Raw genomic sequence first — 26,124 nt, 5'->3', positions numbered from 1 at the left:
CGTTCCTGTCCCTATGGGTGGGCAGTGTTCTGCAAATTTAAAAACTCATTTTCTTTGAAAATCCATATATATTTGAGTCGTTTAAAGTTGAAATCAGGGTTTTCTTACAGCATTTTGGCTATTTCAAATAAATGAGCCAAGTTAGGAAGAATCTATAGTTATCAGCGGGGTTATGACGTAGAAGCTACACTGGAATTATGGCCGTTTATAATTGCTTTATTACTCCATTGTTGAGTATAATTTAGCCAATACCAAAGCAGGAGCGCGTTTTCATGAGTAATAGTTATTCAGATATAAAAGCTGAAAAAAGTGCACGCCAATCGCGATATGTTGCTAAATTTAATAGCAATGGTTTTGCTGCATCTATCTGTCGAAGGTCTAACTTAGGTCGTAGCCGTAAAAGTAACGCTCCACTTCTTGCACCATCATTTGTGATATAAACAGGTATATATCACACGGTTATATATAACAAAGTCTCTTTGGTGAGGTTTTTTGTTTATGTTGACCGGTGGCATATAAAATTGTCACTCCTCTAGGAAATATTTTGGTGAAGACGCTCTACCAAGAACACTGATGACTCTTGCCTTATGCTCGCTCTTTCCATCAATGACCAATGTTCTAAAAGTGCAAAGAATCTCTGCAACCCACATTATTACTGGGCCGTCTGGCTCATTAACGATTAATTTTTTCTCAAGCAAAGCCGCCTGACTCTATCGCCTTAAGGTACTCAATAATTTGTTTGGCTTGGCCTGACTCACAAAGTGATTTGGCAGTTATTTTACCAAAAGCGGGTATAGGTTCATTCTCAAACCAGTCCATTATGTTATCTGCGTTACCAGACCAATTTAGTAATAAAGGAATAACGTACTTCATTTCACTTTTAGAAAAGTATGTACCAATCGCTTGTTTTAACAACTCGTGTGATTTTGATGCATCTACCACTGTTTCTACTCCATATCACTTTCTGCTTATTAGAGTTTAGTGTGCAACTACGAATACACCTTTCTAAATATCAGTTAAAGCCAGCTGCCCTACATCTGTAAACCTCCCTAAAATAGTCTCATGCATAAATAGAGTTCTCCCGGTACACTGAAATCTCAAGGAGAACAGCAATGAAGAAATCACGCTATACCGAAACTCAGATAATTAAGATCCTAAAGAAGTTGAAGGTGGTCGTCTGATTAAGGAAGTCAGTCGGGAATACGGTATTTCAGAGGCTACCTATTACAACAGGAAGAGTAAGTTCGGTGGTATGGAAGCATCAGACATTAAACGTTTACGCGAGCTTGAAGATAAAAATCGACGATTAAAACAGATGTTTGCAGACATCAGTTTGAAACATAAGATCCTCAAAGATCTCGTCGAAAAAAAGCTCTGAAGCCAGCGGTCAGGCGTGAACTGGTTGATTATGTGCTCAATGTACATCAAACCAGTATCCGACTTGCCTGCCACGTTGTTGGCATCAGTCCATCGGTATACCGTTATCAGCCTGATAAGTGCCGGGATGACCCCGTTATTGCCGCACTTCAGGAGCATGCAGAAAAATACCCGGCATATGGGTTTGGCAAGCTGTTTAAAGTCCTTAGACGCAAGGGAAAGTCATGGAACCATAAACGTGTTTACCGTGTGTATTGCGAGCTTAAATTGAACTTCCGTCGCAAGGGCAAGAAACGCCTGCCGAATCGCAATCCCGCACCGTTAGCGGTTCCTGAGACAATGAATCAATGTTGGTCGATGGACTTTATGTGTGACAGTTTACACTGCGGGCATCGCTTCCGAACGTTTAATGTCATTGATGATTTTAACCGGGAAATATTGGCTATCGAAGTCGATTTAAGCCTCCCGGCTCAACGCGTTATCAGAGTATTGGAGCGGATTATTGCCTGGCGTGGTATGCCACAAAAGCTGCGGATGGATAATGGTCCGGAGTTTATCTCTTTAGCTTTAGCTGATTGGGCGGAGCATAACCGAGTTCAACTGGAACACATAAAACCAGGGAAGCCGACACAAAATTCGTATATCGAGCGATTTAACCGCACATATCGAACAGAAATTCTGGATATGTATTTGTTTAAAAGTCTCAGAGAAGTACGTGAAATTATTGATAACTGGATGAATGAATATAACGAAGAGCGGCCACATGATTCACTTGGAGATCTAACTCCGTGGGAATATTTGGCGAGCAAGAAACAGGGAGAAAACTCTACTTTTAAGTGGAACTAAAATAGGGAGGTTTACAATTACACTAAATGTAAATTACAGACATTCAGACTTGTATAAATCACATCAAAACCAATGAAGCAATTACACACCAAAGAGAGCAGGAAAGGCAGTAAACAAATAAAATAAAAAATTATCAATCAACAAAAGACCCACTAAAAACCATATAAAAACAAATGACTACAGCAGTCAATAAATCGCAACCACGGACAAGTCCAAACAACTACAAATTAAGTTTTTTAACAAGAACACGGCAGAGCAGCTAGGCGTTGTTGATCAAATCACTGCTCTAGACGCAGCTATCCCAAAGGTTGTACTGAATTAGGCAGCTTGTTTTCTAATTGGCATACCTAGTCCTATGACTTTGTTTATTGCTTTTACGCCTGCTCAAGCTTCGCCTACCTGAGCGTTGTAATCACGAAGGCTAAGTTTAGAACTAATCAACTGCTTATATCGATACATCGCAGTCTCAGAGAGTGACCTTACGTGGTAATCATTATCCTGTTTCCATTGTGCTAATTGATTAGCTTTGAGCGCTTTAACTGCTTCATTTCTCGGGTGCCCCTCCTCCCAATACCCTGCATTACTTCTAGGTGGAATAGTGGGCTTACAACCCTTGCGTTTGAGTAGCTTATGACACGCCTTAGTGTCATAGGCACCATCAGCTGAAACCTGAGCTATACGTCTTCTCAACGGGTTGAGCAATGTGGGTAGGACTTCATTGTCAGCGACATTGACTAAGGAGACTTCAGCCGAAACAACTTCATGAGTACAACTATCGACAGCCAGGTGTAGCTTGCGCCAAGTACGACGCTTCTCTTTGCCGTGCTTACGGGTTTTCCACTCACCTTCACCGTAAACCTTCAGACCTGTTGAATCGATGACAACATGCGCCACAGTGCCACGACTTGGCGCTCGATACTTAATCTCAACAGTCTTAGCTCGTTTACTGATACAGCTGTAGCTTGGCGAGTACCATGGCACATCCATAAGCTGGAATAGCGAATTGGTGAAGCCTTCAAGTGACCGTAATGGCAAGCTAATTACGCCCTTAATCACTAGCGCAGTTTCGATAGCTACATCAGAGTAAATATACCCTCGGCCACGGCGACCATGATGCTCGGTATATCGCCAAGACTGAATGGCTTGCTCATCAATCCAAAATGTCACGGAGCCACGGTTAACTAGTGCCTTGTTGCATTGAGACCAATTGGTAATTTTATGCTTAGCTTTTCCCATCTTTTTGCTTCCACGTAACGATCTTGGTAGATCAGATCACGCTAAAGCAAAAGGTTCATTGGATTTAGGAAACAAGGCCGAGCAGCTACACCATCCATCCAAGGCGATACATGTACCCATGGGGATATAAATATCACTCAAGCTGCGAAGCCCTGATGCTAACAATGCAACCAAAGAGGGTGGGTGTATATATCATATTGCTTTCATGAAATAGCTAACTTGCTCCCACCAACTCCCCGCCAGAGTAATATCGGGAACCATTAATCCACAGTTCGAACAACCGATGAAAACGAAGTAACCCCGGATAACATTCGCAACAATAATAAAACTCTAAATCAGAGGTATTATCGACTATAAACTTGTAGCTTGATAGCTGTTCATTTAAAGATGAAATCAACAATTTATTTCCATCGAAATCATCGACAAATTGCAAGGTGAATTGGTGTACCAGTTTAGCTTTTTTCATAACCATCAAACTATATTCAGATATTAACAAAGTAAAATTTGATTTCATGGTTAAACATCCAATTTAGATTGTTGTGTAAACAATATCAAAATACATCCCAAAAATTCAACAGTAAGGAATGCCGCACAGGATTAACAAATAGGGATTACAGGTGAGCAATTCTGGCCTGCACACCCAACACACCACAAACAATGAATAATATCCCCATATTCACTCGCGACTTTTTAATGGCTTGATTGACAATTCAATCTCGAACAAAGTCTACTCTCAGCAAGAATAAGTTGACTCTTCACATATAGGGTGTAACTCGAATCATATCCGTATATATACGTGGCTACTCGAAATTCACGTTTCAAAAAAGATATATCTTCAGATAAGCTCAACACGCTAACCATAGTTACTCCAGATTAATAGCGATTCGCAAATTATTGCTCTAGTGCTGCCACGCAGCATTACATGCATCAAAAACATCAATACACAAATATAAAAGACAGAGCATGAATTAAGGCATATGTAACATATAAAACAATACTACTTATCATCGGGTGTTTATACATTCTCGCTATCAAAATATCCTCCTGTCTTCAATATTTAGTCTTGAACGTGTATCCCTATGGGTTTTAAGCGTTTCAGTTAAAGTGGACTGCCCGGAAAAAAGAGATGTTTCTTTAATTAAAAAATCCATTGCCTGCCTAAGTAATTGGGCGGTTTTTTTACACTTCATCGATTTCCCCGATTGGTAAATGCTAAGAGCCCTTTTGTAACACTTATGCAAATCCTCTTTAGAGGCCCCATCCGGCAGCTGCAATAATTTCTTTGCCATATAAACTGTCATATCAACTCTCATGCACTCATCCTTTCCAAGCGTGTGGTTACACTTACGCTAAATGTAAATTACAGACATTCAGACTTGTATAAATCACATCAAAACCAATGAAGCAATTACACACCAAAGAGAGCAGAAAAGGCAGTAAACAAATAAAATAAAAAATTATCAATCAACAAAAGGCCCATTAAAAATCATATAAAACAAAGGGCTACAGCAGTCAATAAATCGCAATCACGGACAAGTCCAAACAACTACAAATTAAGTTTTTTAACAAGAACACGGCAGAGCAGCTACGCTACACCATCCACCCAAGGCGATACATGTACCCATGGGGATATAAATATCACTCAAGCTGCGAAGCTCTAATGCTAACAATGCAACCAAAGAGGGTGGGTGTATATATCATATTGCTTTCATGAAATAGCTAACTTGCTCCCACCAACTCCCCGCCAGAGTAATATCGGGAACCATTAATCCACAGTTCGAACAACCGATGAAAACGAAGTAACCCCGGATAACATTCGCAACAATAATAAAACTCTAAATCAGAGGTATTATCGACTATAAACTTGTAGCTTGATAGCTGTTCATTTAAAGATGAAATCAACAATTTATTTCCATCGAAATCATCGACAAATTGCAAGGTGAATTGGTGTACCAGTTTAGCTTTTTTCATAACCATCAAACTATATTCAGATATTAACAAAGTAAAATTTGATTTCATGGTTAAACATCCAATTTAGATTGTTGTGTAAACAATATCAAAATACATCCCAAAAATTCAACAGTAAGGAATGCCGCACAGGATTAACAAATAGGGATTACAGGTGAGCAATTCTGGCCTGCACACCCAAACACACCACAAACAATGAATAATATCCCCATATTCACTCGCGACTTTTTAATGGCTTGATTGACAATTCAATCTCGAACAAAGTCTACTCTCAGCAAGAATAAGTTGATTCTTCACATATAGGGTATAACTCGAATCATATCCGTATATATACGTGGCTACTCGAAATTCACGTTTCAAAAAAGATATTTCTTCAGATAAGCTCAACACGCTAACCATAGTTACTCCAAATTAATTGCGATTCGCAAATTATTGCTCTAGTGCTGCCACGCAGCATTACATGCATCAAAAATATCAATATACAAATATAAAAGACAGAGCATGAATTAAGGCATGTGTAACATATAAAACAATACTACTTATCATCGGGTGTTTATACATTCTTGCTATCAAAATCTCCTCCTGTCTTCAATATTTAGTCTTGAACGTGTATCCCTATGGGTTTTAAGCGTTTCAGTTAAAGTGGACTGCCCGGAAAAAGAGATGTTTCTTTAGTTAAAAAATCCATTGCCAGCCTAAGCAATTAAGTGTAATTGAGTGGTTTTTTTACACTTCGACGATTTCCCCGATTGATAAATACTAAGAGCCCTTTTGTGGCACTTATGTAAATCCTCTTTAGAGGCCCTATCCGGCAGCTGCAGTAATTTCTTTGCCATATAAACTGTCATATCAACACTCATGTACTCACCCCTTCCAAGCGTGTGTTTACACTTACACTAAATGTAAATCACTCAGACCGTATAAACCACATCAAAACCAATGAATCAATTACACATCAAAGAGAGCAAAAAAGGCAGCAAACAAAAAAAATAAATAATAATTAACCAAAAAAGGTACCACTGAAAACCACATGAAAACAGAGGACTACAGCAGCTACCTGATCACGGTCACGGACAAGTCCAAACAACTACAGATTCATTTTTTTTAACAAAAACACGGCAGAACAGCTAACGCTACACCATCATTCCAAAGCTGATGACACAATGACAAAGAAATTTAGACCGATATATAGCCCAGAGTTTCGACTTGAGGTAGCACAGCTGGTCGTCCTGTAACTGAGGCAGCGAAAGCCATGGGCGTGAGCGAATCAGGCATGGAAAAGTGGGGCGACAGCTGAAGCTGGAGCGTATGGGCTTCTCTCCAAAAGCTACTCCTATAGTACCTGAGCAGATTGAAATTCGTGAGCTAAATAAGAGAATCGGTCGTCTGGAGGAACACAATACAATCCTAAAAAGCTACGATGTATTCAAAGGGTCAATGCAACAACCTATAACTTATTAATTTTAAAGGGTGCTATGACTGATTTATCCAAACGCGGATTAAACCAACTTGAAAAGACAAATGCTTGGGAATTATGGAGAAAAGGCAAAACATTGAGTGAAATAGGTTTTACTGTAGATCGACATGCCGGTTCAATATTCGGAGTGCTTAAACTTAAAGGCGGCATACCACCAGTACAACGAAAAAGTCGAAGCTCCTCTCTTAGCCTCCAGGAACGTGAAGAAATATCTAGAGGTATCTTCATTGCTGTCTCCTTGAGGTTTCAGTGTACCGGAAGAACTCGAATTATGCATGAGACAATTTGAGGGAGGGTTACAATTGTATATTGTTACTCAAGAGCATTGGGAGTAAAAGGGTACAAGTTCAAGATAAGTATGATTTTATTGAAGTTTTGGTTAGGTGAGTAATTTGTATTTCGCTGTGCCAGCCAGAATCTCAGAGGTATTTTATGCAGAACATAATTTTTAGCCTTACATAATGTAGCGGCCTTGTTTCCTAAATCCAATGAACCTTTTTGTTTTAGCGTGATCTGCTCTACCAAGATCGTTACGTGGAAGCAAAAAGGTGGGAAAAGCTAAGCATAAAATTACCAATTGGTCTCAGTACAACAAGGCACTAGTTAACCGTGGCTCCGTGACATTTTGGATTGATGAGCAAGCCATTCAGTCTTGGCGATGTACCGAGCATCATGGTCGCCGTGGCCGAGGGTATATTTACTCTGATTCTGATGTAGCTATCGAAACTGCGCTAGTGATTTGATCAACAACGCCTAATGTAGCGGTATTCATCGTTGTAAAAGATTAAGACCAAGTATTATGCTTTGTCTATACTAAAGGTTATGTAGATTGAGTTACTAAGTGAGTTATATGGAACAAATCATTTTGGAACACGACAAGCTGAAAAAAGAAGATCTTGTGTTTAAAATTTCTGACGCAGATCGTCGTATACTTTTAGCTTTTTATGATAATCCAGCACGGGTTTTTACACGTTCAGAACTTCTCGAAATTGGCTGGCCAAGTTCTATAGTGTCTGAAACATCGGTTAACATTGTGATAGGGAACATTCGAAAACATCTAAAAAAACTTTCACCTAAAAGCGAACTCATAACCATACCTAAAAAAGGCTATCAATCAGATTTTCGCTTTAACTTAGATGTTCCACAAAAACCAAACACAAAACAACTTGAGACTTTGGCGCATAGAGAAGAAATTTTTGATAAAGCCATCCCCTTTAAAGTTATGGAACGTATTGTATTAACAATGAATATCGTTACCGTTGTCACATTGGTTTTGATTGTATTTCTTTTTTCTACGTGGTTTCATAACTCTGAAACAGTTCAATGCACTACTTTAAATAACGTAAATTACTGTGGGTTTGATGTATTGTCGGATGAGGTCAAAGCTACCCTCCCCAAAAAAAGCAACGGAACATTCTTTTTTTCTGTCAACTCATATGGAGAGTTAGCGTATGAATATTTGGAACATAACTAGGGCCTTACTGGTACTAACTCTATTACCACTAGTGTATTCATTTGTTAATGGTATCGGATGTGATTTTCGGTTTTACGGAATAAACAGTGCAATGAAAACTCACATGAATATTCAATGCCATGCATCCATTGTGAGCGCTGAAATAACCACATCTAATGGTGAAGTTATCACTGACTTTGAAGGCACTTTATTCCGTTTTACGGACGAATATTTTTACATCCTGCTTCGAGAAATTAAGTCACATGAAAATCCTAAACTGTTAGGGCTGGACACCAAGGGGATTAAACTCTATAAAGATGTAAATTTCGTACGTGGATATATTTATAGTAATGAAGGTGAAGAGGCAATAGTTATGCTTTATAGGCCCGAGCGCTATATAGCTAAAGGTAGACTTCTTGGAGATTTAGGTTGGTAAGCTTATTTCAACAGGCGCACTTTTCGGAATGTGATTCACAGTTGGTTACAATTTCAAGCAGAACTCCCCCGTTGGCTCCTCTGCTCTTCCTTTGTATTCCACTGGAGTTAAGTCATTGAACTCCAGTACAGCCGAAATAGATTATAAAAATGTTGAGCATATCCAGCTGCTTATCTCTCAAGTCTCACTCACATGCAATGTGTAGTTGCACACAAAATTTGCCACTTGATTAGAGCTGATATCATCACTTCTCTATTTATAGTGGACTGCCCCGATGATAGACAACAGGGCTTGATTATTGACGCCGCGCAAGTTCATTTCCCCCCGGAGACAAAGCAAAGCTCAAGATTAACTGACGGCTGAGGTGTAAAGGCCTGAGACGTTATCAACAAAAGAGGTGGGGTCATCGAGCTGGAGTACCAGCCGCCATTGGGTAAGCTGGCGCAAGCCATCTGGCACCGAGTTGCTGGTTTTGGATTTTTGGTTGCGCCAGGATTTAAAATCCGCAACGAGCGCGGGCAGTGAGTCAGGAGTATCCATTAAGTGAACCTCAAATTTAATCTGTTATTTATTTAATCAGATTAAGTTTTAGAAGTTGCACTGTGCTCTCGTAAGCTCACTTAAGTATTTTGGCAAAGACAAAGGCTCGACTGTGTATACATTCTTGGATGAAAAGCAATCATTGTTCTGTTCCACAGTGATCAGTGCTTCAGAGCGAGAAACTACTTATGTGATTGACGGACTAATGCACAATGAAGTGGTGAAAAGCCACATTCACAGTTCAGACAGTCATGGTTATACTGAGTCAATCTTTGCTACCATGCATTTTATTGGTACTGCGTTCGCCCCGCGGATCAAGAATGTAGGTAGTCAGACCCTGTATGGATTTTATCCTGACGTATTTCGATGATCTTGAACTACGGCAACGCATCGAGGAACAACTGAACCGTGTTGAGTTATCTAACAAATTTGCTAAAGCGATATTTTTTGCTAATAACCAGGAGTTACCAGAAGGTTTGAAAGTGTAACAGGACATCATCGCAGGATGTAAGATGCTGATCCAGAATGCCATTGTATTATGGAATTACCTGTACCTCTCTGAGTTTTTAGTCAATATGGATAATGTTCAGGAGAGGGATGAAGCGATTGCCTCAATTCTGAATGGCTCAGTGTTAACTTGGCGACACGTGAACTTGAATGGGGAATACGACTTTATGCGGGAAGCAGCTAACGATGTTCAATTTGATCTAAATCAAATCTTATCATTGACAGTCAACTGGTAGGAATTGGTTGTTTTCGAAAAGGAATGTGACTGACTAATTGTTATTTATCAATAGCCTATGTGGGTTGGGTTGTTATTTTTACCGCTTTTGTACTTAGACCCAGTTCTTTACGGGGTTTGAGGTCCAACGGTACGAAAAGTTACACTAAGAGACCTATCAATGGGGGATACCCATAAGATAACCGAGTTGCGGACTACTACCTCATCGGCTTTTTGAACTCATTTAAACTGGCTTTAATATCAATTCTTGTTGGTTAAATATATTAAAAACACATTAATAAATAATTTTATATTTATTAGGTGACTTGAATTTGTGAATATGGCGTTGAATTCGATTCGATAATATGGCGATAATTATGGCAAGGTTTTTCATCTGATTATCGATATTACGGGGGGAGATCTACGGTGATGGTGCATGAAAAACTCGCAAGCACGGTGCCTAGACGCTGACGCAAACGGCATTGGCTATCGATACTAAAGACACGTCAGCTTGGTCATTGTCGGAAACGGAGATCTATCACTACACGCAGTTTAACAGCACACGATTGAGCCTTCGTAATTACAACGCTCGGGTTGGCGAGACCCTGGCAGGCGTAGAGGAGATGAACGAAGTCATAGGACTGGGTCTACTTGTTGGAACTGTTGTCAATTAATCGAGGTGGGATTCTTTGGTACCAAGCCGTCCCAAAGGTGACTTGTTTCAACAATGCCGTTCAAGTGAAATCGGCAATCTCACCCTTTTATAAAATATTTGCAACAGAGTCGTCTTTAGAGGCTCTATTATTTTTTGGAGATTAAAATGTATAAGTATCTATTTAAAGTGGCTTTGTCCGCCTGTTTTCTTGGTATTCCTTATACTGCCATGGGGATTGATGGCACAGAAAAAGTAACCCTTGCAGGTTATCCTGGTACTTCATCTGTTCATTTTCCAGACGCTGTTTCGTATTCTGATTGGATGGGAGAGTTGAGTATCTTAACAAATTATGGTGAACTAACTCTCAATGATATTATTATTCCTGGTAGTCACAATTCTCCAGCTTATGATATGGGGGCACAAACATTAAACAATCAGGAAAATGACTTAGAGACTCAACTGAACTCTGGTTCTAGAGTTTTAGAATTTGATGTCCTTCGTGATTATTATAGGTGGTTTAGTTCTCATGGTGGTCAACATACAAGGAGAACTTTTGAAGAAGAAGGCCAAGATATTGTTGAGTGGCTTGCAGAACATCCGTCCGAAATAGTGATTATATTTATTGACGAGGTATATGCTGATGGGTCAACTACAATATCAGATAGTAGAGCTGAAGAGTTGGGTGTTATTGTTAAGGCTATTGTTGATTATGCTGAAACTTATCAAATTAATGTACCTGCAAGCTATTTAGATATAAAAGACATGCCGATTCTTGAGCTGGTAAATAATAAAAATCGTCTGATTTTTGCTACGGAACATAGTAAATATTCAATTATGAACAATTCTAGTGGTAAGCATATGGATGATGATATAATTCAAGATAAGTGGTTTAATACATATGATGACGACAATCTTTTCAAATCAGCCACAACTCGATTAAATTATTATTCCACGAATGATACCGCACAGATAAAATATTTTAGAAGTCGAAGCGGGCTTTCCGATAATAAAGATGATGCGAATGCTATTAGACAACAACTCCCTAGTATAATTAAAACGTGGGAAAGTTATGAATCTTTTACATATAATGGAGATGAGACCGTTCATGGTGAAACCCAAAGCAAATTATATACTATTTTAGTCGATTATATAGATAGTTATACGGAAACTGCGGCGGCAGCTATCATGGCAAATTTTTATCGTTATCGCCTAGAACATAATGATCCATTAATCTTTTTAAATGGTCGGTATAGTGAGGTTGAAAAATGGTATGCAGGCGTGAAATCATTAGACCTCCTATCAAATGTTAAAAATAGAAAATATGAAATATTTAATGAACAACCTAAATATTTTTGGCTTGATGCTGAGGAATCTATTTCATTAAAAGTTAATATACCATACGCAATGTCTAGATTTAAATTGAAAATTAGTAGTGATGAAGACCTATCTGTAATGGATATAAAATATACGCAACCATGGGGCAACCCAGAGGATGGTTTATTAATAGAGGGTGATGGATATTTTGAGCTTCTTTTTTTTGAAGCTTATGAAGGTGATTGGATATTCGAGGTAATGGCAAATGAGATGATAAAAAAAGCTAAAATAGAATTGATTTTTGAATATTAATTTGAGAAGAGAATATTCCGTGGGCTTGCCCCATATTTTTTGTAAACGCTTTGTAACCAGTTAAGGTTGAACCCTCTGTCCATGGGGGGGGGCGTTTTATGACCCCTTAATATATCAGGCTCTGCTGCACTTCATCTGGCTAAGGGCAAGATGCAGAATGGTTTGGGGTCTAAAACTGATGGAGTTTAAATATGCTAAATAAAAATGTTTTAGCGGTAGTCATTGCATTAACACTCGGCATAACAGCTTGTGGTTCAGATAACGATAACAGCACACCTGTTGCACTGGTCGAACTACGGATTCTAGAAACCAGTGATATTCATACTAATATCATGGATTATGATTACTATAAGACAAAGTATGATCCAACCATTGGACTCGCTCGAACTGCCAGCCAAATTAAACTGCAAGCTGCAGAGGTTACCAACTTCGTATTAGTCGATAATGGTGACCTGTTGCAAGGTAGCCCAATGGGTGATTTTGTTGCTGATAACTTTAAGCGTGATAACACTATTGGCGGTACTCACCCTGCGTATAAAGCAATGAATACGCTTGGCTATTCGGTAGGTAACATAGGTAACCATGAGTTTAACTATGGCTTAGACTTCTTAAGCGAAGCCCTTGCAGGTGCTGACTTCCCTTACATCAACGCTAACGTATTATGTGAAGCCGATTGCTGGGAAGGTAAAGAGAAAGGCGATAACTTATTCACCCCATATCTTATCGAAGAAAAAGTTGTTATCGATAGCAATGGGGATCAGCAAACCATTAAAATTGGCTATATCGGATTCGTACCACCTCAAATCTTACTTTGGGATAAGCAAAACCTATCAGGTAAAGTATCGGTAATGGGGATTGTTGAATCGGCTGAAAAATTCATCCCGATGATGAAAGCCGAAGGTGCCGATGTCATCGTTGCCATTCCACACTCTGGCGTGGGTACTCCTTCAAATCCAGTTGATGTTAACGACGAAAATGCCACATATGCGCTATCACTGGTTGAAGGTATCGATGCGATCACATTTGGCCATAGCCATTCAGTTTTCCCGTCGGCGACATTCGAAGGTCTGGAAAACGCTGACTTAGAAAAAGGCACTATCAACGGTGTTGCTGCCGTTATGCCGGGTCGCTGGGGTGATAACTTAGGTATTGTTGATCTTAAACTTGAGATGCAAGATGGTGCATGGGTTGTTATCGACCGTACCGCTAAAGCTGCGCCAATCTACGACAAAAATGCAGATACACCTGAGTTGGTTGATGCGGATGTCGCCATTCGTGACGCTGTCGCACTAGAGCATCAAGGCACGCTAAATTATGTTAATCAGCCAATTGGTAAAGCTTCTACTGACATGTACAGCTTCCTGACTCTGGTACAGGATGATCCATCGGTACAGATTGTTTCAGATGCGCAGATTGCCAAAGTAAAAGCTAACCTTACCGATGATTTAAAAAATATTCCGGTATTATCAGCCTCTGCTCCCTTTAAAGCCGGTGGACGCCACAGCACTACAGCCGATGCACAATCTTATGTTCAAGTACCAGCCGGTGAGTTGACCTATAAGAATGCGGCGGATCTGTATCTGTATCCAAACACTATGGTTGCACTGAAAGTTACGGGTGTAGAGCTAAAAGATTGGTTAGAGTGTAGCGCCAACCAATTTAACCAGGTTAACCCTGATACAACGGCACCTCAGTATTTGATCAACTGGGACACACACCGTACTTATAACTTCGATGTTATCGATGGTGTAACCTATAAGATTGATGTCACTCAGCCGACTAAGTTTGATGGTGATTGTAAGGTCGTTGACGCCACAGCAAACCGTATCATCGACCTGACTTATACTGACGGTGAAACCGTATTTACAGGTGAAGCGTTAGCGACGAAAGAGTTCATCATCGCATCTAACAACTACCGTGCATTCGGTGGTAAGTTTGCCGGTACAGGTTCTGATTACGTCATAATGGAATTGCCGGATAGCAACCGTGAAGCACTGGCGCAATACATCACTGCCGAGACAGAAGTAAATGGCGAAGTCGATCCAAGCGCTGATAATAACTGGGATTTTGTGACGATTAATACAACGACTCAGTTGGATATTCGCTTCGAAACTCAAGACAGTGAAATAGCCGATTCATTCATCTTAGATAATCAACTACGTCCGTTGAACAAGCGTACTGATTTAACTGATGAGTTTGGTTTTGCTATCTACAATATCGACTTAACAGCAAACCAGTAACCAAGTAATCATACCCTCTTGGTTTTCTTACTGCTTAGTAAGCTTGTTAAACATTTAGACACTTGAGAGCGGACGGCACGGTGGTGACGTGGGGGGAAGCGGAAACTGCAGCGCTAAACAAGACCAGCTAACCAACGTTGAAACAATATCTTCTACCAGTAGTGCATTTGCCGCTTTGAAAATAGAGAGTTCTGCCTCAAACTGATATTTCGGTGCTATAAACTGAGGAAACGGCTCTCCGGCTCTGTTGCAAGGATGGGTCTGCTCCGGTGCTCTGGCTGATTACTCATCGTTTACCAGTGCATTGGTGATTAAACGGATCTCTCCTTCTGTTTTTTGACCAAATAACCAGGGCTTGAACTGTCCTTTTTTAAACATATGCATAACTTCAAGTCCTTTGATGATGGCATAGGCTATCATCAAAGGAGTTGAATCCTCGCACCGGATAAATGAGGCTTTTCAATTTGTCTATGTTCGGCTTCAGCCGCATTGTTCAGGTATTTATTTGCCGCTGTTCAAGTGCTTCAAGAGATTTACTTTCTTTAAGTCTGTAATGCGGGCACAGTATGAGGCTGCCTCGTCGGTATTGATGGCGGAGGGTCATTCCCTGCATTTGAGCTTTTCAAAGCTTTACCCAAAAAACGTTTAGCTGTTTTGGCATTGCGTCTGGGGATGATAATTAAAAATCAACGGTATGACCTTGTTTATCTATAGCCCGATTCAGACACACTCTTTTGCCTTTCATTTTGATATAGGTTGCATCGGCTTTCCAACTCAACCCCCGCTTTGGGCTTCCAATACCATCCTAATTGTTTTTTTATTTCTGGTGCATAACGCTGGACCCAGAAATAAATGGTGCTGTGGTCAACATAGATACCGCGCCCAACGAGCATCTCTTCGAGTTCTCAGTAGCTGATTCGACGATCTTTGCAACAGAGCCGCCTAAAGCCCCTTAATCTCGCTCTAAACTTCCAAATATGTTTTATGAGGTTTTTCCTGGGGGGGGCTTAAAATGACTGTCGTGGGGGTTTAAGGGCGTCAGATGGGTGTTTTGAAGTGTAAAGTTGGCCATTTAACATAAAAGGGATTGCACGCATCGAATTCATCTTGTCTAAAGCCTTAAAACCTTATCGATGTTTTTTTATTTTTTTATATTGCGGGGTTGGTTGTAAGTTGCGAGTGTCGATGTGAGTTCGATTTAAAATAATCAACAAGAATTAGATCCGGTTAAAATCGGGATTCTTGTTGGTGCCATTGTCGCTATAAGCCTAGCCGTTGGAGCTGTTGCGATAGCTAGCCTTTTTATGTAAATAGCGATTTCCAGTATGAAAATCAATCGAGATAACAATATGAAATTAAACAAGGCAACACTTGCAGTTACGTTAGCTTTTCTAAGTCTTAATGTAGTTGCCGAAAACAAAGAATATCAACATGAAGCGAGCGTGGGATACCTTGCTTATTCTGAAGACGTGGGTGATGGGATATTAGGCGCTAACTATCGTTATTATTTCAGTCCCGTCAATCAAGATTCAAGCCCTTATGCATTAAATGGTTTTTTGTCCCAAACTTCTAATGTAGGTACAAATTACAGCTATTTTAATGAACTTAATATGGATAGCTCGGGGGTCGATGGAACTTATGTCTTTGACTCTAAATTGTTCGTAAGTTTGGATTATCAGTATACCAGCATAGGTAATGTAGATTTTAATACCTACGGGGTAGAGGTTGGGTATTATGTTGATAGGTCCATATCTGTTTCTGCATTTTTTGATTACGATGACCATGCTTATGGCAATGACAAAGATAGCTACGGTTTGCAAATTCGTAGATATTTAGAGCTCAGCTCCAGTCCCGGGATTGACTTGTCCGCACGCTGGGAGCATGTTAATTCCAATAATCGCTACACATTAGGCGCTGATTGGTACGTATCTGACTCGTGGTCTGTTGGAACTGGGTATGATCGCGTGGGTTCTGATGGTGATTTCGATATTAGAACTGCTTATTGGTTGCGAATGTCTGATAGTTTTTCTGCTAATTTTGCTATATCTAAAATTGTTGATCCAGATGTTGATGGGTTTAATTTGGGATTTGCTGTTACTGGTCGGTTTTAATAGAGCTCTTCTTATAAAGTTTGGCTGTTACTGAGTCGCAAATGGCGAAGCTCACGCGTCATTTGCCTGATACTCATTTCTTATTTCATTTCTTAAAGCTATATCTGCAACAGATTTAATTTCTTGGAGCCACCTAGGGTCCTTTTCTGGCTCGCCTTTCGGGGATTGCTTTACAGGTCGCTCTTGTTCTGTGAAGGGAGGAGGCGTGAGCTCTGTTTGCGACAGAGCCTGCAGTTCGCGGTCTAGTCCTGATGTTACAGCGAGGGGCAACCTGCATCATCTAATCAAAATGCTCCCTAATTATGCGAGTAATGAACTGTCTTCAGAGATATATTGTTTAGTCTACTTATAAAATATGCCTGCGCAAAATTCAATCAATTCGCTTTCAGAACAAACGGATACAAAGTGCTAACTTTTGTAAAGAATTCTTTATTTTTGATTATTAGTTTTTATGCATGGTTCACCATACAGTGATTGAGTGGCAAGCACGTATGTAGTGAATATTGCTCCTATCCATGACAGCGACTAATTACGTACGTGCTCAATATGAAGACAGGTAAAGCTTAAAGTTTTTCAAAAAAATGCCGCGGTAAGCAGCATTTTTTGATAAGCACTTTTACTTTTCACTGTGCAATCAGTTTTTACATTAAAAGGTTATTCGTTATGAAAAAGACAGCAATTATACCATTCTCAATGCTTGGATTGAGCCTCGTTAGCTGTTTCGACGTTGCTGCATCAGAAGTTGAAAGTAAAGCCAGCAACGCCGGCAGAGACATTTTTATTTCTTCATCAAATGGAAATAACAAAAATGATGGCGGTTTCAATACTCCACTCAAAACGCTAACCAAGGCACTTAAGGTGGCCCAGTCTGGCGATGCTATTTATTTTCGAGAAGGTAAATATAGTGTAAACCATGACATTCACTTGAACGATATAACGCTTAGCGCTTATGAGGGAGAAAAGGTGATGTTTGACGGTACAAGCGCTGTCAAGCAAGCGGCAGAGTTCTTAGGTGAGCAAGATGGGATTTTTGTTTATCAACTTCCCGATGACACGGAAGTGTATCAAATTTTTGATGATGGTAAAAAAATGCACTTAGCACGCTACCCCAACTTCGAAGAAGACTTTAACAGCAACTTTAATTGGTCGCATGAAGAGTTCTGGAGCAAAACAGAAGACGGCTCTGAAGAAGGGGTTGTATCTTCACAAGGTGTTGCAGAATTAAATGCAGACTTAACCGGAGCTCGCTTAATTATTAAGGTCGGAAAAGGCATGTTCTCAGATGGACACCTTATCACTCATCACCAAGGTAATAACATTTATTATGATGGAGAGTATCTGAAAAATCTTGAATCAAAGCAAGCCGATCAATATGCGCTAGACAAATATGGTTTGGTGGACAACGATTTTTATGTCGAAAATGATTTAGAGCTGCTTGATGCTCCTGGTGAGTGGTTTGTTGATAAAAGTGATAATCGACTTTACGTCAAACCATACCGTAATAACGCGGGTAAAATACGGATCCAGTTAGGGATCAAAGCACTGAATGTGAATGAAAAATCAAATGTATCTATTGATGGTATCGACTTTTTTGCCACAACCGTACATACCTATAAAACGGATGGGTTAACGCTTAAAAACTCAACCTTCGTCCACGCCACTCCGAATGAGGTAAGAAACCCACAATTCGAATATGAGTTCCCAGCACAGTACGTCAATGGTATTCATCTTTTTGGTAAAAACACCCTAATTGATAATATCGTTATTGCGCATTCTGAAAATGGGATCAGACTTGAGGGATTTGATAACACCATCCAATACAGTCAACTATTTGATATTAATCGTGCCGGGACGAACAATGGCTCAGCCTTACATCTGCAATACAAAGGGTGGGCTAAGCAAGACGGTGAAAACCATGTGTTACACAACACCGTTCATGATGCGGGCTCGATAGGCATAAAACTGCAAGGCCCAGGCCCCAATGAGGTCGCATATAATAACGTATACAACACAGGGTTGTTACACTCAGATGTCGCCTCTATCTATCTTCCTTACGGTTTAAATGCGGCTGGAAGCCGTATCCACCATAACTGGGTGCATAATAACGCACGTTTAGGGATACGAAATGATACTAAAGGTGACGGAATAACCATTAATCACAATGTTGTTTGGAATTCCAAATCTGGTATGAAGGCGCAAGGAACGGATTTTAGTGTGCATAACAATACCATTCTTGCCACGTCACCAACTTATTCAATGCTAATGGTTGATGAGGCGAATGACGACCCGAGATGGCCTGTTTTTAATAATGTGACGCATGCCGTGCACCGTCGTAGCCCTTGGGCATTGCTTGAAAATGAGTTAATCACAGATAATCATCATGTTACCCGTGGTAAAGAGGGAGATTTGTTTGTTGATTGGAATGAGCGTGATTTATACCCTGTTGCAGGCACTGAGATTGATAGCATTGGTGCATATCAGTCAGGACAAGCGTATTGGACCGCAGGTCATGATCCAATGGTATCATCAACAGCCATCGCGAATGATTTGGCGCGTCAACTCAATAACGCCTACTCAAACGAAGATGGTTCAGTGATTGACCATGGTACGCATTACGAGAAAACACTGACTCCAGCACAAGATACCTTTGTAGTCACCAATAGTTCATCCATTAAAGGCGAATTGAACACATTAAAAGTTCAAGCAAATAACGCTATATCTTATATTGAATTTGATGTAAGCGGTATTGAGGGGGAAATAATTGAAGCGAAGTTAGAGTTGAAAGCCATCGATGTCGCAGAGCAAGTGAACATTTTTGAAGCTGAAGGACAGTTTGACGAAAAGCAGCTAAATGGATTAAATAACAGCATGACAATGGGTCGCCTTATTACCTCAGCAGAACATACTCTTGGCTGGAATACCTTTGATATATCTACAGCTGATTTTGCTCAACAATCGATAACTATTGGATTGAGCTCTGACAGTGATACAAATAAACAAAAGTTTACTTCCAGTGAGGCTGGAGGACAACCAAGATTGATTCTAACTGTGAGAAAGTGATTAACATACAGAGTGTTAATGTATCAATGCTAGCGGATGTCTGCACCCTCTAACGGCTTGCTTTCAATAAGTGCAGCCATACCCACTTAGTCATGAGCGGGTATGGTTGTTTGGGTGATCCCCCTTGAAAAACCGTGGTGTTCATAAGTCGAATTTTCGGCTCTGTCGCAAACGCCAAGCCCTCTGTTTGCGGTAGAGTCTCGTAAACCGCTACTACTCACAGTTTGTACAGCAAGAAGGGAGGGCTTCGTCGTTGAGTGAACGGCGTTTTTTTAGTTGACAGTTTACTATTTAACATTTGCTTCTAAGCTTAAACATTACACCTATTCAGGTTTAAGCATCAAAATGAAACAGATAATAATGCTTGGTATGGTAGCTGTCAGCTACTCTAGTGGTACACCAGCGGTGGTGGCAGAGGATGCGTGGTACTTGGGTGCTCGTGCGGGAGTGAGTCATTATCAGGGGGCGTGCAAGGTTGAAGCTCTGGAGTGTGATGATAATGGCTTCGCTTACGGTTTGTATGGTGGCTACCAGTTTAACTCATGGTTTGGTGTGGAAATTGGGGTAACGGATTATGGTAGCCCTAGCGGCCTTTACACTGACTCCCCCACAGAGCTTGATACCTGGGGCGGGGAGTTGTCCGGGTGTTTCGTTATCAATTGAGTGACCATCTGGATGCATACGGTAAGTTGGGTGTGACTTACCTGGAGCTCGATAAACAATCAACATTCAGATTTGGTGAGAGGCTCAGTGATTCAGATACGAAACTGGTTTCTGCTGTTGGGCTTGATTACGCACTTTCTGAGCGTTGGTCAGTACGTGGGGAGTATCAATTTATTGATGGTATCGGCAGTGATGCTTTGTAGTGGTCCGATTTGCATTATTTCTCACTGGGTGTGACTTATCATTTTGGACAGGCAGCAAATCCCGGGCGATAGTGCCTCCGGCCGTTACTGCAACGGCCATTTCTCCTGTTGTTACTCCGATAACTATGCCTACACCTGCCCCCGTCCCGGTGAGCTTTAATGGCTCGACACGGTTTAGTGTTGATTCATCTGTTGTAGATGTTACTGATGAGTTGGCTTTACTGCTTGAAAAGTCTCAACAACATTCAATCATTGATATCACGGTTATTGGTCATACCGACGACGCCGGCTCCGCTGTATATAGTCAGGATTTATCTGAAAAAAGAGCGCGAGCCGTTGCGGATTATTTTGTGCGGCAGGGTATTGATGAACAACGACTAATAGTTAAAGGAAAAGGGGAAGGCTCTCCCGTTTCCGGTAACGAGACAGAAGATGGACGTTCAAAAAATAGACGTGTAGGAGTGTTGTTACGGGGGATGTCAGATAGTGAGATTAACAGATGAGGTATTTTATATTGTACTGCCTGTCAATGACGCTGCTGATGGGGTGCGGGAATGATGATGAGGGGCTTTTAAGCTCGCCTGTGTTCGAGTTGAAAGATGAAATAGCTCAAAACCTCGATATTGAGGATGATGGTGAGATAAGCATAACGAATTTGCAGGTTCCTCTTCCGGTTCAAATTACCGGGGTGGGTATGGAGCAGCAGTATGTTGCAGAGGCAGTGCTGAGTGGTGGAAAGGTGGTTGATGTTACCCGGTATGATACCTTGACCTGGGAGAGCAGTGATGCAAGCATTGCAATAATTAATAGCAGTGGTCTTGCTACTGCGTTGTCGCCGGGTATTGTGACGGTGACAGCATCGGGTATGGATGAAGGGCAAGCTGTTGCCCGACAGCCACTTTGGATGTGCGGGATACCATTGTTATAGAGTTTGCCGTCACACCGAATATGGCCTCCACTCCTGTGGGGTTAGAGCAAGCATTGCCAAAGGTACGGCTCAGGTTTACGTCGCTACAGCAACTTACAGTGACAGCACAACCCAAGATGTGACCAATCAGGTCAACTGGACCAGTATGCTCACCGACACTGCAACCATTGACTTAAACGGTCAAGCAACAAGTGTTAATGCTGGTGATACCGTTATTCAGGCCCATTTTGAAGGTGTAGACAGTAACGTGGCCGATTTAACGGTTGTTGAAACGTCCGTGGTCATGTGGGGGGAGAGTATTAATGGCGGAAACAGCAGCGCTGTGCAGGCACCGCTAACCAACGTACAAACTATCGATTCTACAGGTAGTGCATTTGCCGCCGTGAAGGCGGATGGCACCGTGGTGAAATGGGGGAATTCAGATTATGGCGCAGACAGCAGCGTCGTACAGAGCCAGCTAATCAGCGTACAAACAATTTGTTCTACCATTGGTGCATTTGCCGCCTTGAAAACAGAGAGCTCTGCCACAAACTGATATTTCGGCGCTTTAAACTGAAGAAGCGGCGCTCCGACTCTGTTGCAAGGATGGGTCTGCTCCGGTGTTCTGGCGGCTTCTTTATTACGTTTATGGGAGAAATCGCAATCCAGCGTCTCGCCTTGCTTGTTGATAGCTCGGTACAGATAATGCCATTTCCCTTTTACTTTGACATAGGTTTCATCAAGCTGCCACGAAGAGTCTGCTCGGATGAACTGATGACGGCGTAATTTCTTACGTAATGCTGGGGCATACTCAATGAACCAACGATAAATAGTCGAGCGGTTAACCGATATTCCTCGCTCCTTCAGCATGTCGCTAAGATTTGCGTAGCTCATTGGGGTCGAACCATACCAGCGTAGGCACCAAAGAATGATTTCAGGGGCAAAGTGTTTCCATTTAAATTCTAGATTGGCCATTGAGTTGTTGGATTAGATGAGAAAGAAGGAATTCTGAGTCTTAGCTGAATTTTTTGCAACAAGCCCAGTTCATTAGCCACATCTTATTATGTGAAATGCATGAATAAATATGCTTTAGTGATTATAAATCAAAGAGTTCCATGAGTGTGGCATTTCATCTGGCGGACGGGGAAGTTATTGTGGCATTTTAATGCTTGCCTTAACAGATAATTGTTGCTGTGTTGGTGCATGAATTCGTTCCGTATTAAAAAATAAAATGCATTAATAAATTATTTTATATTTACGGAGGGGGGGGTAAATGAGAATTCAGCTTCAAATAGTCAAAATCAACAGGATGTCGACATGATTAGAAAAAAATTAATTTTCATTTTACTGCTTTGTTCAACGGCACTATCGGCGGCACCTATCGCTCCAATGAAAGAAGGGAGCGGTAGGGTAGGAATTGATTATTATCCTACTTACGTGAGTGAAACGAAACATTTATCCACCATCGGCTATAAAAATAATAACAGTTGGCGAGATATCATTATCGACAGCCCCAGTAAGGGGAAGCCTATTCACGACGAAGTGAAAGAAATACTAAGTACAATTAATAATAAGTTGTTTAATGTGGTAGAGACTGAAGCTAGAGAAGGGATCAATGATACCCCAACGCTTAGATTCAGAGAGTTAAAAAGAGCAAGGTTAGTAGGGCCCTTGAAAACCAAAATTATAACACAAAATAATGGGGTGGTTACTGTTGAGGTTAGCGGGTTCACATTTGATGCTGAAGTGAAGGTTGATTGGCTTGGGTTCACCTTATATGGAGATGTTGATACATCAACTCTCAGGTTTTCTGCAGACTATGAGTTGAATACTGCGCGGGTTTACAATCTTCGAGATATTGGAAACTTGCAGGTTGATATCGACATTGATGGTAATGGCATAATCAATAGTATCGTGGCTGAAACTGTGGAAGTACTGGCTGACATTTTCGTTCCTGACTTTGTGCAAGACTCTGTCGATGATGCATTGAATGAACTAAATGATAATGAATATTACGTAAAAGCTTTTGATAACGTAATTCTTCCGCAAACTTGGATTATAGATGGTATAGATATCGGCCTTGAAATAAAGGATGCGATAAAAGGAATTAACCCTGGAAAATACATTTCAATCAGCTTGTATGAATGGGATGAACGTTATTACGAAGGCTCTATGTATCGTTATTACTATAGGAACCGGGCAGAGGTTGATATTTCTAACTCTTATAAGTTTGATTATAGCAATGAACCAGTTTATACAGTTGGAGATTGGGAAAACCCTTGCGCAGGAGCCGGTGGGGCTGGCAGTGGTTGTTATGAACCATAGTTAGAGAGGGGGTTATAGTGAAACGTTTTTTAATGATTCTTTTACTATTGAATACTCTCATCTTGTCAGGTTGTACTTCGTTAAATGAAGTGCAACCTAACCGTGACTATTCAATTTTGGAGCAAATTAATATTGGCGATACGGTCGTGATAACGACCGTAACTGGTGAGCTTATTAAGCTTTCTGTAGAAACCATCACGGAAAATAAAATTTCAGGTAAAGGAAAAAATGTTGATGTAGTTGATATAGAAAAAATAGAAAAAATAGAGTTTAGTGGTATTAAAACTGGAGGGTTGACGCTAGGGGTTATCTTGGTTGTTTCGGCGGGAGCCCTTCTTAGCCTGATGGCTATTTTTTAAGATGGACACTTTTTTTGAAGCGGCAAAGTCCACGGGGTTTTCATGAACATTTTCTAACTGATTGGAAAAACCCTTACGCAGGAGCCGGTGGGGTCGATGGAACTTATGTTTTTGACTCAAAATTGTTTGTAAGTTTGGATTATCAGTATGTCAACATAGGTAACGTAGATGCTAACTCCTATGGGGTAGAAGTGGGATATTGTGTTGATAAGTTTATATCTGTTTCTGCATTTTTTGATTACGATGACAATATAGCTACACTAGATGTACTCAAAAGGGCTCTGTTGCAAATATTTAATAAAGCGATGGGATTGCTGGTTTCACTTGAACTGTTATAATAATGAGTCAATGCACCAGTAATCAAACGGATCTCTCCTGTCGTTCCTTGACCATATTGCCAGTCTTTAAACTGCCCTTTCTTAAACATGTGCATCACTTCAAATCCTTTAACCGTGGCATAAGCACTCTTCATTGATTTGAATCCTCTCACCGGGTTAATCAGTCTTTTTAACTTTCCATGGTTAGCCTCCACAGCATTATTAAGGTATTTAACTTGCCTGTGCTCAACGCTTTCAGGACATTTTCCTTCTGCTTTTAATTGCTTGATGGCTACACCATAGGAAGAGGCTTTGTCGGTGTTGATAGATGAAGGAAATTGCCATGATGTTAGCCCTTTCAATGCCTTTCCTAGAAAGCGCTTGGCGGCTTTAGCATTACGTCCGGATGACAAATAAAAATCAACCGTATGACCACGTTTATCAATGGCTCGGTACAGGTAGACCCACTTACCTTTAATGTAGGTTTCATCAACTTCCCAACTCAGCTCTAATCGAGGCTTACAATACCATCTTAACCGCTTCTCTATTTCAGGGGCGTAGCGTTGAACCCAGCGATAAATGGTACTGTGGTCAACATTGATCCCGCGCTCACCAAGCATTTATTCTAGCTCTAGATAGCTGACTCCGTATTTACAATACCAACGAACAGCTCAAATAATTATGTCATAGGAAAATTGTCGGTGCTTAAAGAGTGTCACGACTAAGTCAGCCAAAAACAAAAGAGGAGCTTAGCTGATCCAACGAACTTTGCAACTCAGTCCAATATACTCGGGTATCCTCTGCAATCTTGCGGACAGGGGGCACCAAAGGAGCTAAATATTATACCGTAGATGCTCCTATTAGTGCCTGAATATCATCAGCACTTTAGCTGTTTTAAACCGTGCGACAGAACCTGATTTCGTTCTGTTTTGTTGGTGTCTTAGTAATATGTTAATTTGAGTATTTTTTATTTTTTATTTTTATTTTTTAAGGGGGGGCGGTATGTACACGGCTTATAATGACAAAAATTTATTGTCGATGTTAGTTTATTAATTATGAATAATTTTATTCCGCTTATTAGCTTATTAAAAGGTTACTCACAGCTGTAATGCTAGCCTTGGTCGTATCAGCTTGCGGTAATGAAGACTTGGCTTCTTCACCGGTTTCACTGGTTACACTCAGCGCCGCTAACGGCTTGCAGTCAGTTAAAAGTGACGTGCCTACGTTTATAGATTTGTCTCAATTCATTACTGCCGAGAGCACATATACGCTTACCAATATAAAGGAAATGCAAGCCCAGGGCTCTGGTGATTGTGCAAACAGTGAGCCCGAAGGACATGGTTTTATTGCAACGCTTAGTGGCGCCGCAGCATGCCACTACCAATACAGTATTAAAGCAATGGATAGCAGTGTGGTCGCTATGGGTGAGGTGGTGGTAGTGGTTAGCGCACCTGATAACCCGGTGTTAAAACCGATACCCATTGCCATGCAGCAAGATGAAACCGTAGTGATTGATTTAGATGATGAGTTGTCACCTGATTATCCGTCAGGGTATGTGCTTTCTGGCGAGATTAGCGATATCACCCTCCTGGGTGACGGACAGG

At 40.8% G+C, this 26,124-nt stretch carries 18 protein-coding genes and 8 pseudogenes; 19 read left to right on the top strand and 7 right to left on the bottom strand.

Features of this window, described 5'->3' with window-relative positions; translation table 11 throughout:
- Positions 1-690: 690 nt before the first annotated feature.
- Positions 691-942 (bottom strand): antitoxin Xre/MbcA/ParS toxin-binding domain-containing protein, encoded by a 252-nt coding sequence (locus EKG39_RS22495; protein WP_126508214.1) that lies wholly within the window; start codon positions 940-942, stop codon positions 691-693.
- Between the two features lie 170 nt (positions 943-1,112).
- Here EKG39_RS22495 and EKG39_RS22490 point away from each other — a divergent pair.
- A pseudogene (locus tag EKG39_RS22490) lies at positions 1,113-2,223 on the top strand (IS3 family transposase).
- A gap of 387 nt (positions 2,224-2,610) precedes the next feature.
- Here the strand turns inward: EKG39_RS22490 and EKG39_RS22485 are convergent.
- Together EKG39_RS22485 and EKG39_RS22480 are read right to left on the bottom strand one after the other, a co-directional pair.
- Positions 2,611-3,459, bottom strand: a pseudogene (locus EKG39_RS22485) (IS5 family transposase); the annotation flags it as partial.
- Between the two features lie 1,031 nt (positions 3,460-4,490).
- The gene (locus EKG39_RS22480; protein ID WP_126508212.1) at positions 4,491-4,772 is read right to left on the bottom strand and encodes a hypothetical protein; all 282 of its coding nucleotides are present in this window, start codon (positions 4,770-4,772) and stop codon (positions 4,491-4,493) included.
- 1,818 nt (positions 4,773-6,590) lie between these two features.
- Here EKG39_RS22480 and EKG39_RS23710 point away from each other — a divergent pair.
- From EKG39_RS23710 to EKG39_RS22460, 4 genes and pseudogenes are all read left to right on the top strand, one after another.
- Positions 6,591-6,840 (top strand): annotated as a pseudogene (locus tag EKG39_RS23710) (transposase); the annotation flags it as partial.
- A gap of 612 nt (positions 6,841-7,452) precedes the next feature.
- Positions 7,453-7,644, top strand: a pseudogene (locus tag EKG39_RS22470) (transposase); the annotation flags it as partial.
- 110 nt (positions 7,645-7,754) lie between these two features.
- Positions 7,755-8,378: a winged helix-turn-helix domain-containing protein gene (locus tag EKG39_RS22465; protein WP_126508211.1), complete on the top strand. Its 624-nt coding sequence runs from the start codon at positions 7,755-7,757 to the stop codon at positions 8,376-8,378.
- Positions 8,356-8,793 (top strand): hypothetical protein, encoded by a 438-nt coding sequence (locus tag EKG39_RS22460; RefSeq protein ID WP_126508210.1) that lies wholly within the window; start codon positions 8,356-8,358, stop codon positions 8,791-8,793. The genes EKG39_RS22465 and EKG39_RS22460 overlap by 23 nt, the downstream gene beginning before the upstream one ends.
- 348 nt (positions 8,794-9,141) lie before the next feature.
- Here EKG39_RS22460 and EKG39_RS22455 read toward each other — a convergent pair whose 3' ends face one another.
- Positions 9,142-9,333, bottom strand: a complete 192-nt coding sequence (locus tag EKG39_RS22455) for a hypothetical protein (protein WP_126508209.1) — start codon at positions 9,331-9,333, stop codon at positions 9,142-9,144.
- 76 nt (positions 9,334-9,409) lie between these two features.
- Between EKG39_RS22455 and EKG39_RS22450 the strand changes: the two are divergent.
- The 4 genes and pseudogenes from EKG39_RS22450 to EKG39_RS22440 form a co-directional block, all read left to right on the top strand.
- Positions 9,410-10,076, top strand: a pseudogene (locus EKG39_RS22450) (Tn3 family transposase); the annotation flags it as partial.
- Positions 10,077-10,563: 487 nt separating this feature from the next.
- Positions 10,564-10,728 (top strand): annotated as a pseudogene (locus EKG39_RS23280) (IS5/IS1182 family transposase); the annotation flags it as partial.
- Between the two features lie 146 nt (positions 10,729-10,874).
- The gene (locus tag EKG39_RS22445) at positions 10,875-12,335 is read left to right on the top strand and encodes a phosphatidylinositol-specific phospholipase C domain-containing protein (RefSeq protein WP_126508208.1); all 1,461 of its coding nucleotides are present in this window, start codon (positions 10,875-10,877) and stop codon (positions 12,333-12,335) included.
- A gap of 191 nt (positions 12,336-12,526) precedes the next feature.
- Entirely contained in the window at positions 12,527-14,575 is a 2,049-nt protein-coding gene (locus EKG39_RS22440) for a bifunctional 2',3'-cyclic-nucleotide 2'-phosphodiesterase/3'-nucleotidase (protein ID WP_126508207.1), read from the top strand.
- 679 nt (positions 14,576-15,254) lie between these two features.
- Here EKG39_RS22440 and EKG39_RS23910 read toward each other — a convergent pair.
- On the bottom strand, positions 15,255-15,353 hold the full coding sequence (locus EKG39_RS23910) for a DDE-type integrase/transposase/recombinase (protein WP_126508206.1): 99 nt from the start codon (positions 15,351-15,353) through the stop codon (positions 15,255-15,257).
- Between the two features lie 547 nt (positions 15,354-15,900).
- Between EKG39_RS23910 and EKG39_RS22430 the strand changes: the two genes are divergently transcribed.
- The 7 genes from EKG39_RS22430 (at position 15,901) to EKG39_RS22400 (ending at position 22,075) form a co-directional block, all read left to right on the top strand.
- A complete protein-coding gene (locus EKG39_RS22430; RefSeq protein WP_246028591.1) occupies positions 15,901-16,686 on the top strand; it encodes a putative porin in 786 nt (261 codons plus the stop codon).
- 663 nt (positions 16,687-17,349) lie between these two features.
- Positions 17,350-19,746 carry a CBM96 family carbohydrate-binding protein gene (locus tag EKG39_RS22425; RefSeq protein WP_126508205.1) on the top strand — a complete coding sequence of 799 codons (2,397 nt, stop codon included), beginning with the start codon at positions 17,350-17,352 and terminating at the stop codon, positions 19,744-19,746.
- Positions 19,747-20,091: 345 nt separating this feature from the next.
- On the top strand, positions 20,092-20,409 hold the full coding sequence (locus EKG39_RS23810; RefSeq protein WP_126508204.1) for an outer membrane beta-barrel protein: 318 nt from the start codon (positions 20,092-20,094) through the stop codon (positions 20,407-20,409).
- Positions 20,391-20,612: an outer membrane beta-barrel protein gene (locus EKG39_RS23805; protein WP_185817693.1), complete on the top strand. Its 222-nt coding sequence runs from the start codon at positions 20,391-20,393 to the stop codon at positions 20,610-20,612. The genes EKG39_RS23810 and EKG39_RS23805 overlap by 19 nt, the downstream gene beginning before the upstream one ends.
- Positions 20,612-21,115, top strand: a complete 504-nt coding sequence (locus EKG39_RS22410; RefSeq protein WP_148103068.1) for an OmpA family protein — start codon at positions 20,612-20,614, stop codon at positions 21,113-21,115. Before EKG39_RS23805 ends, EKG39_RS22410 begins: the two co-directional genes overlap by 1 nt.
- Positions 21,112-21,540, top strand: coding sequence for an Ig-like domain-containing protein (locus tag EKG39_RS22405; RefSeq protein ID WP_126508201.1), 429 nt, complete (start codon positions 21,112-21,114; stop codon positions 21,538-21,540). The genes EKG39_RS22410 and EKG39_RS22405 overlap by 4 nt, the downstream gene beginning before the upstream one ends.
- A complete protein-coding gene (locus EKG39_RS22400; protein WP_126508200.1) occupies positions 21,482-22,075 on the top strand; it encodes a hypothetical protein in 594 nt (197 codons plus the stop codon). The genes EKG39_RS22405 and EKG39_RS22400 overlap by 59 nt, the downstream gene beginning before the upstream one ends.
- A gap of 71 nt (positions 22,076-22,146) precedes the next feature.
- Here the strand turns inward: EKG39_RS22400 and EKG39_RS22395 are convergent.
- Positions 22,147-22,494, bottom strand: a pseudogene (locus EKG39_RS22395) (IS6 family transposase); the annotation flags it as partial.
- A 342-nt stretch (positions 22,495-22,836) separates the two neighbouring features.
- Between EKG39_RS22395 and EKG39_RS22390 the strand changes: the two are divergent.
- Positions 22,837-23,844 carry a hypothetical protein gene (locus EKG39_RS22390; protein ID WP_126508199.1) on the top strand — a complete coding sequence of 336 codons (1,008 nt, stop codon included), beginning with the start codon at positions 22,837-22,839 and terminating at the stop codon, positions 23,842-23,844.
- 17 nt (positions 23,845-23,861) lie between these two features.
- Positions 23,862-24,203 carry a hypothetical protein gene (locus tag EKG39_RS22385; RefSeq protein WP_126508198.1) on the top strand — a complete coding sequence of 114 codons (342 nt, stop codon included), beginning with the start codon at positions 23,862-23,864 and terminating at the stop codon, positions 24,201-24,203.
- 238 nt (positions 24,204-24,441) lie between these two features.
- Here EKG39_RS22385 and EKG39_RS22380 read toward each other — a convergent pair.
- Positions 24,442-25,239: pseudogene (locus EKG39_RS22380) on the bottom strand (IS6 family transposase).
- Between the two features lie 389 nt (positions 25,240-25,628).
- Here EKG39_RS22380 and EKG39_RS22375 point away from each other — a divergent pair.
- A partial coding sequence (locus tag EKG39_RS22375; RefSeq protein ID WP_148103066.1) for a hypothetical protein occupies positions 25,629-26,124 on the top strand: 496 nt, incomplete at its 3' end.

The organism is Shewanella atlantica (assembly GCF_003966265.1).
Classification (GTDB): Bacteria; Pseudomonadota; Gammaproteobacteria; order Enterobacterales; family Shewanellaceae; genus Shewanella; species Shewanella atlantica.
The sequence above is the reverse complement of the archived record's forward strand: the minus strand, read 5'-3'. Positions and strand labels throughout refer to the sequence as shown.

What these genes read in the sequence shown, in the direction of transcription:
- EKG39_RS22425 (WP_126508205.1), top strand. Translation starts at nt 17,350, where the DNA reads ATGAAAAAGACAGCAATTATACCATTCTCAATGCTTGGATTGAGCCTC.
- EKG39_RS22465 (WP_126508211.1), top strand. Translation starts at nt 7,755, where the DNA reads ATGGAACAAATCATTTTGGAACACGACAAGCTGAAAAAAGAAGATCTT.
- EKG39_RS22430 (WP_246028591.1), top strand. Translation starts at nt 15,901, where the DNA reads ATGAAAATCAATCGAGATAACAATATGAAATTAAACAAGGCAACACTT.
- EKG39_RS22455 (WP_126508209.1), bottom strand. Translation starts at nt 9,333, where the DNA reads ATGGATACTCCTGACTCACTGCCCGCGCTCGTTGCGGATTTTAAATCC.
- EKG39_RS22390 (WP_126508199.1), top strand. Translation starts at nt 22,837, where the DNA reads ATGATTAGAAAAAAATTAATTTTCATTTTACTGCTTTGTTCAACGGCA.
- EKG39_RS22480 (WP_126508212.1), bottom strand. Translation starts at nt 4,772, where the DNA reads ATGAGAGTTGATATGACAGTTTATATGGCAAAGAAATTATTGCAGCTG.
- EKG39_RS23810 (WP_126508204.1), top strand. Translation starts at nt 20,092, where the DNA reads ATGAAACAGATAATAATGCTTGGTATGGTAGCTGTCAGCTACTCTAGT.
- EKG39_RS22400 (WP_126508200.1), top strand. Translation starts at nt 21,482, where the DNA reads ATGAAGGGCAAGCTGTTGCCCGACAGCCACTTTGGATGTGCGGGATAC.
- EKG39_RS22440 (WP_126508207.1), top strand. Translation starts at nt 12,527, where the DNA reads ATGCTAAATAAAAATGTTTTAGCGGTAGTCATTGCATTAACACTCGGC.
- EKG39_RS22460 (WP_126508210.1), top strand. Translation starts at nt 8,356, where the DNA reads ATGAATATTTGGAACATAACTAGGGCCTTACTGGTACTAACTCTATTA.
- EKG39_RS22405 (WP_126508201.1), top strand. Translation starts at nt 21,112, where the DNA reads ATGAGGTATTTTATATTGTACTGCCTGTCAATGACGCTGCTGATGGGG.
- EKG39_RS22445 (WP_126508208.1), top strand. Translation starts at nt 10,875, where the DNA reads ATGTATAAGTATCTATTTAAAGTGGCTTTGTCCGCCTGTTTTCTTGGT.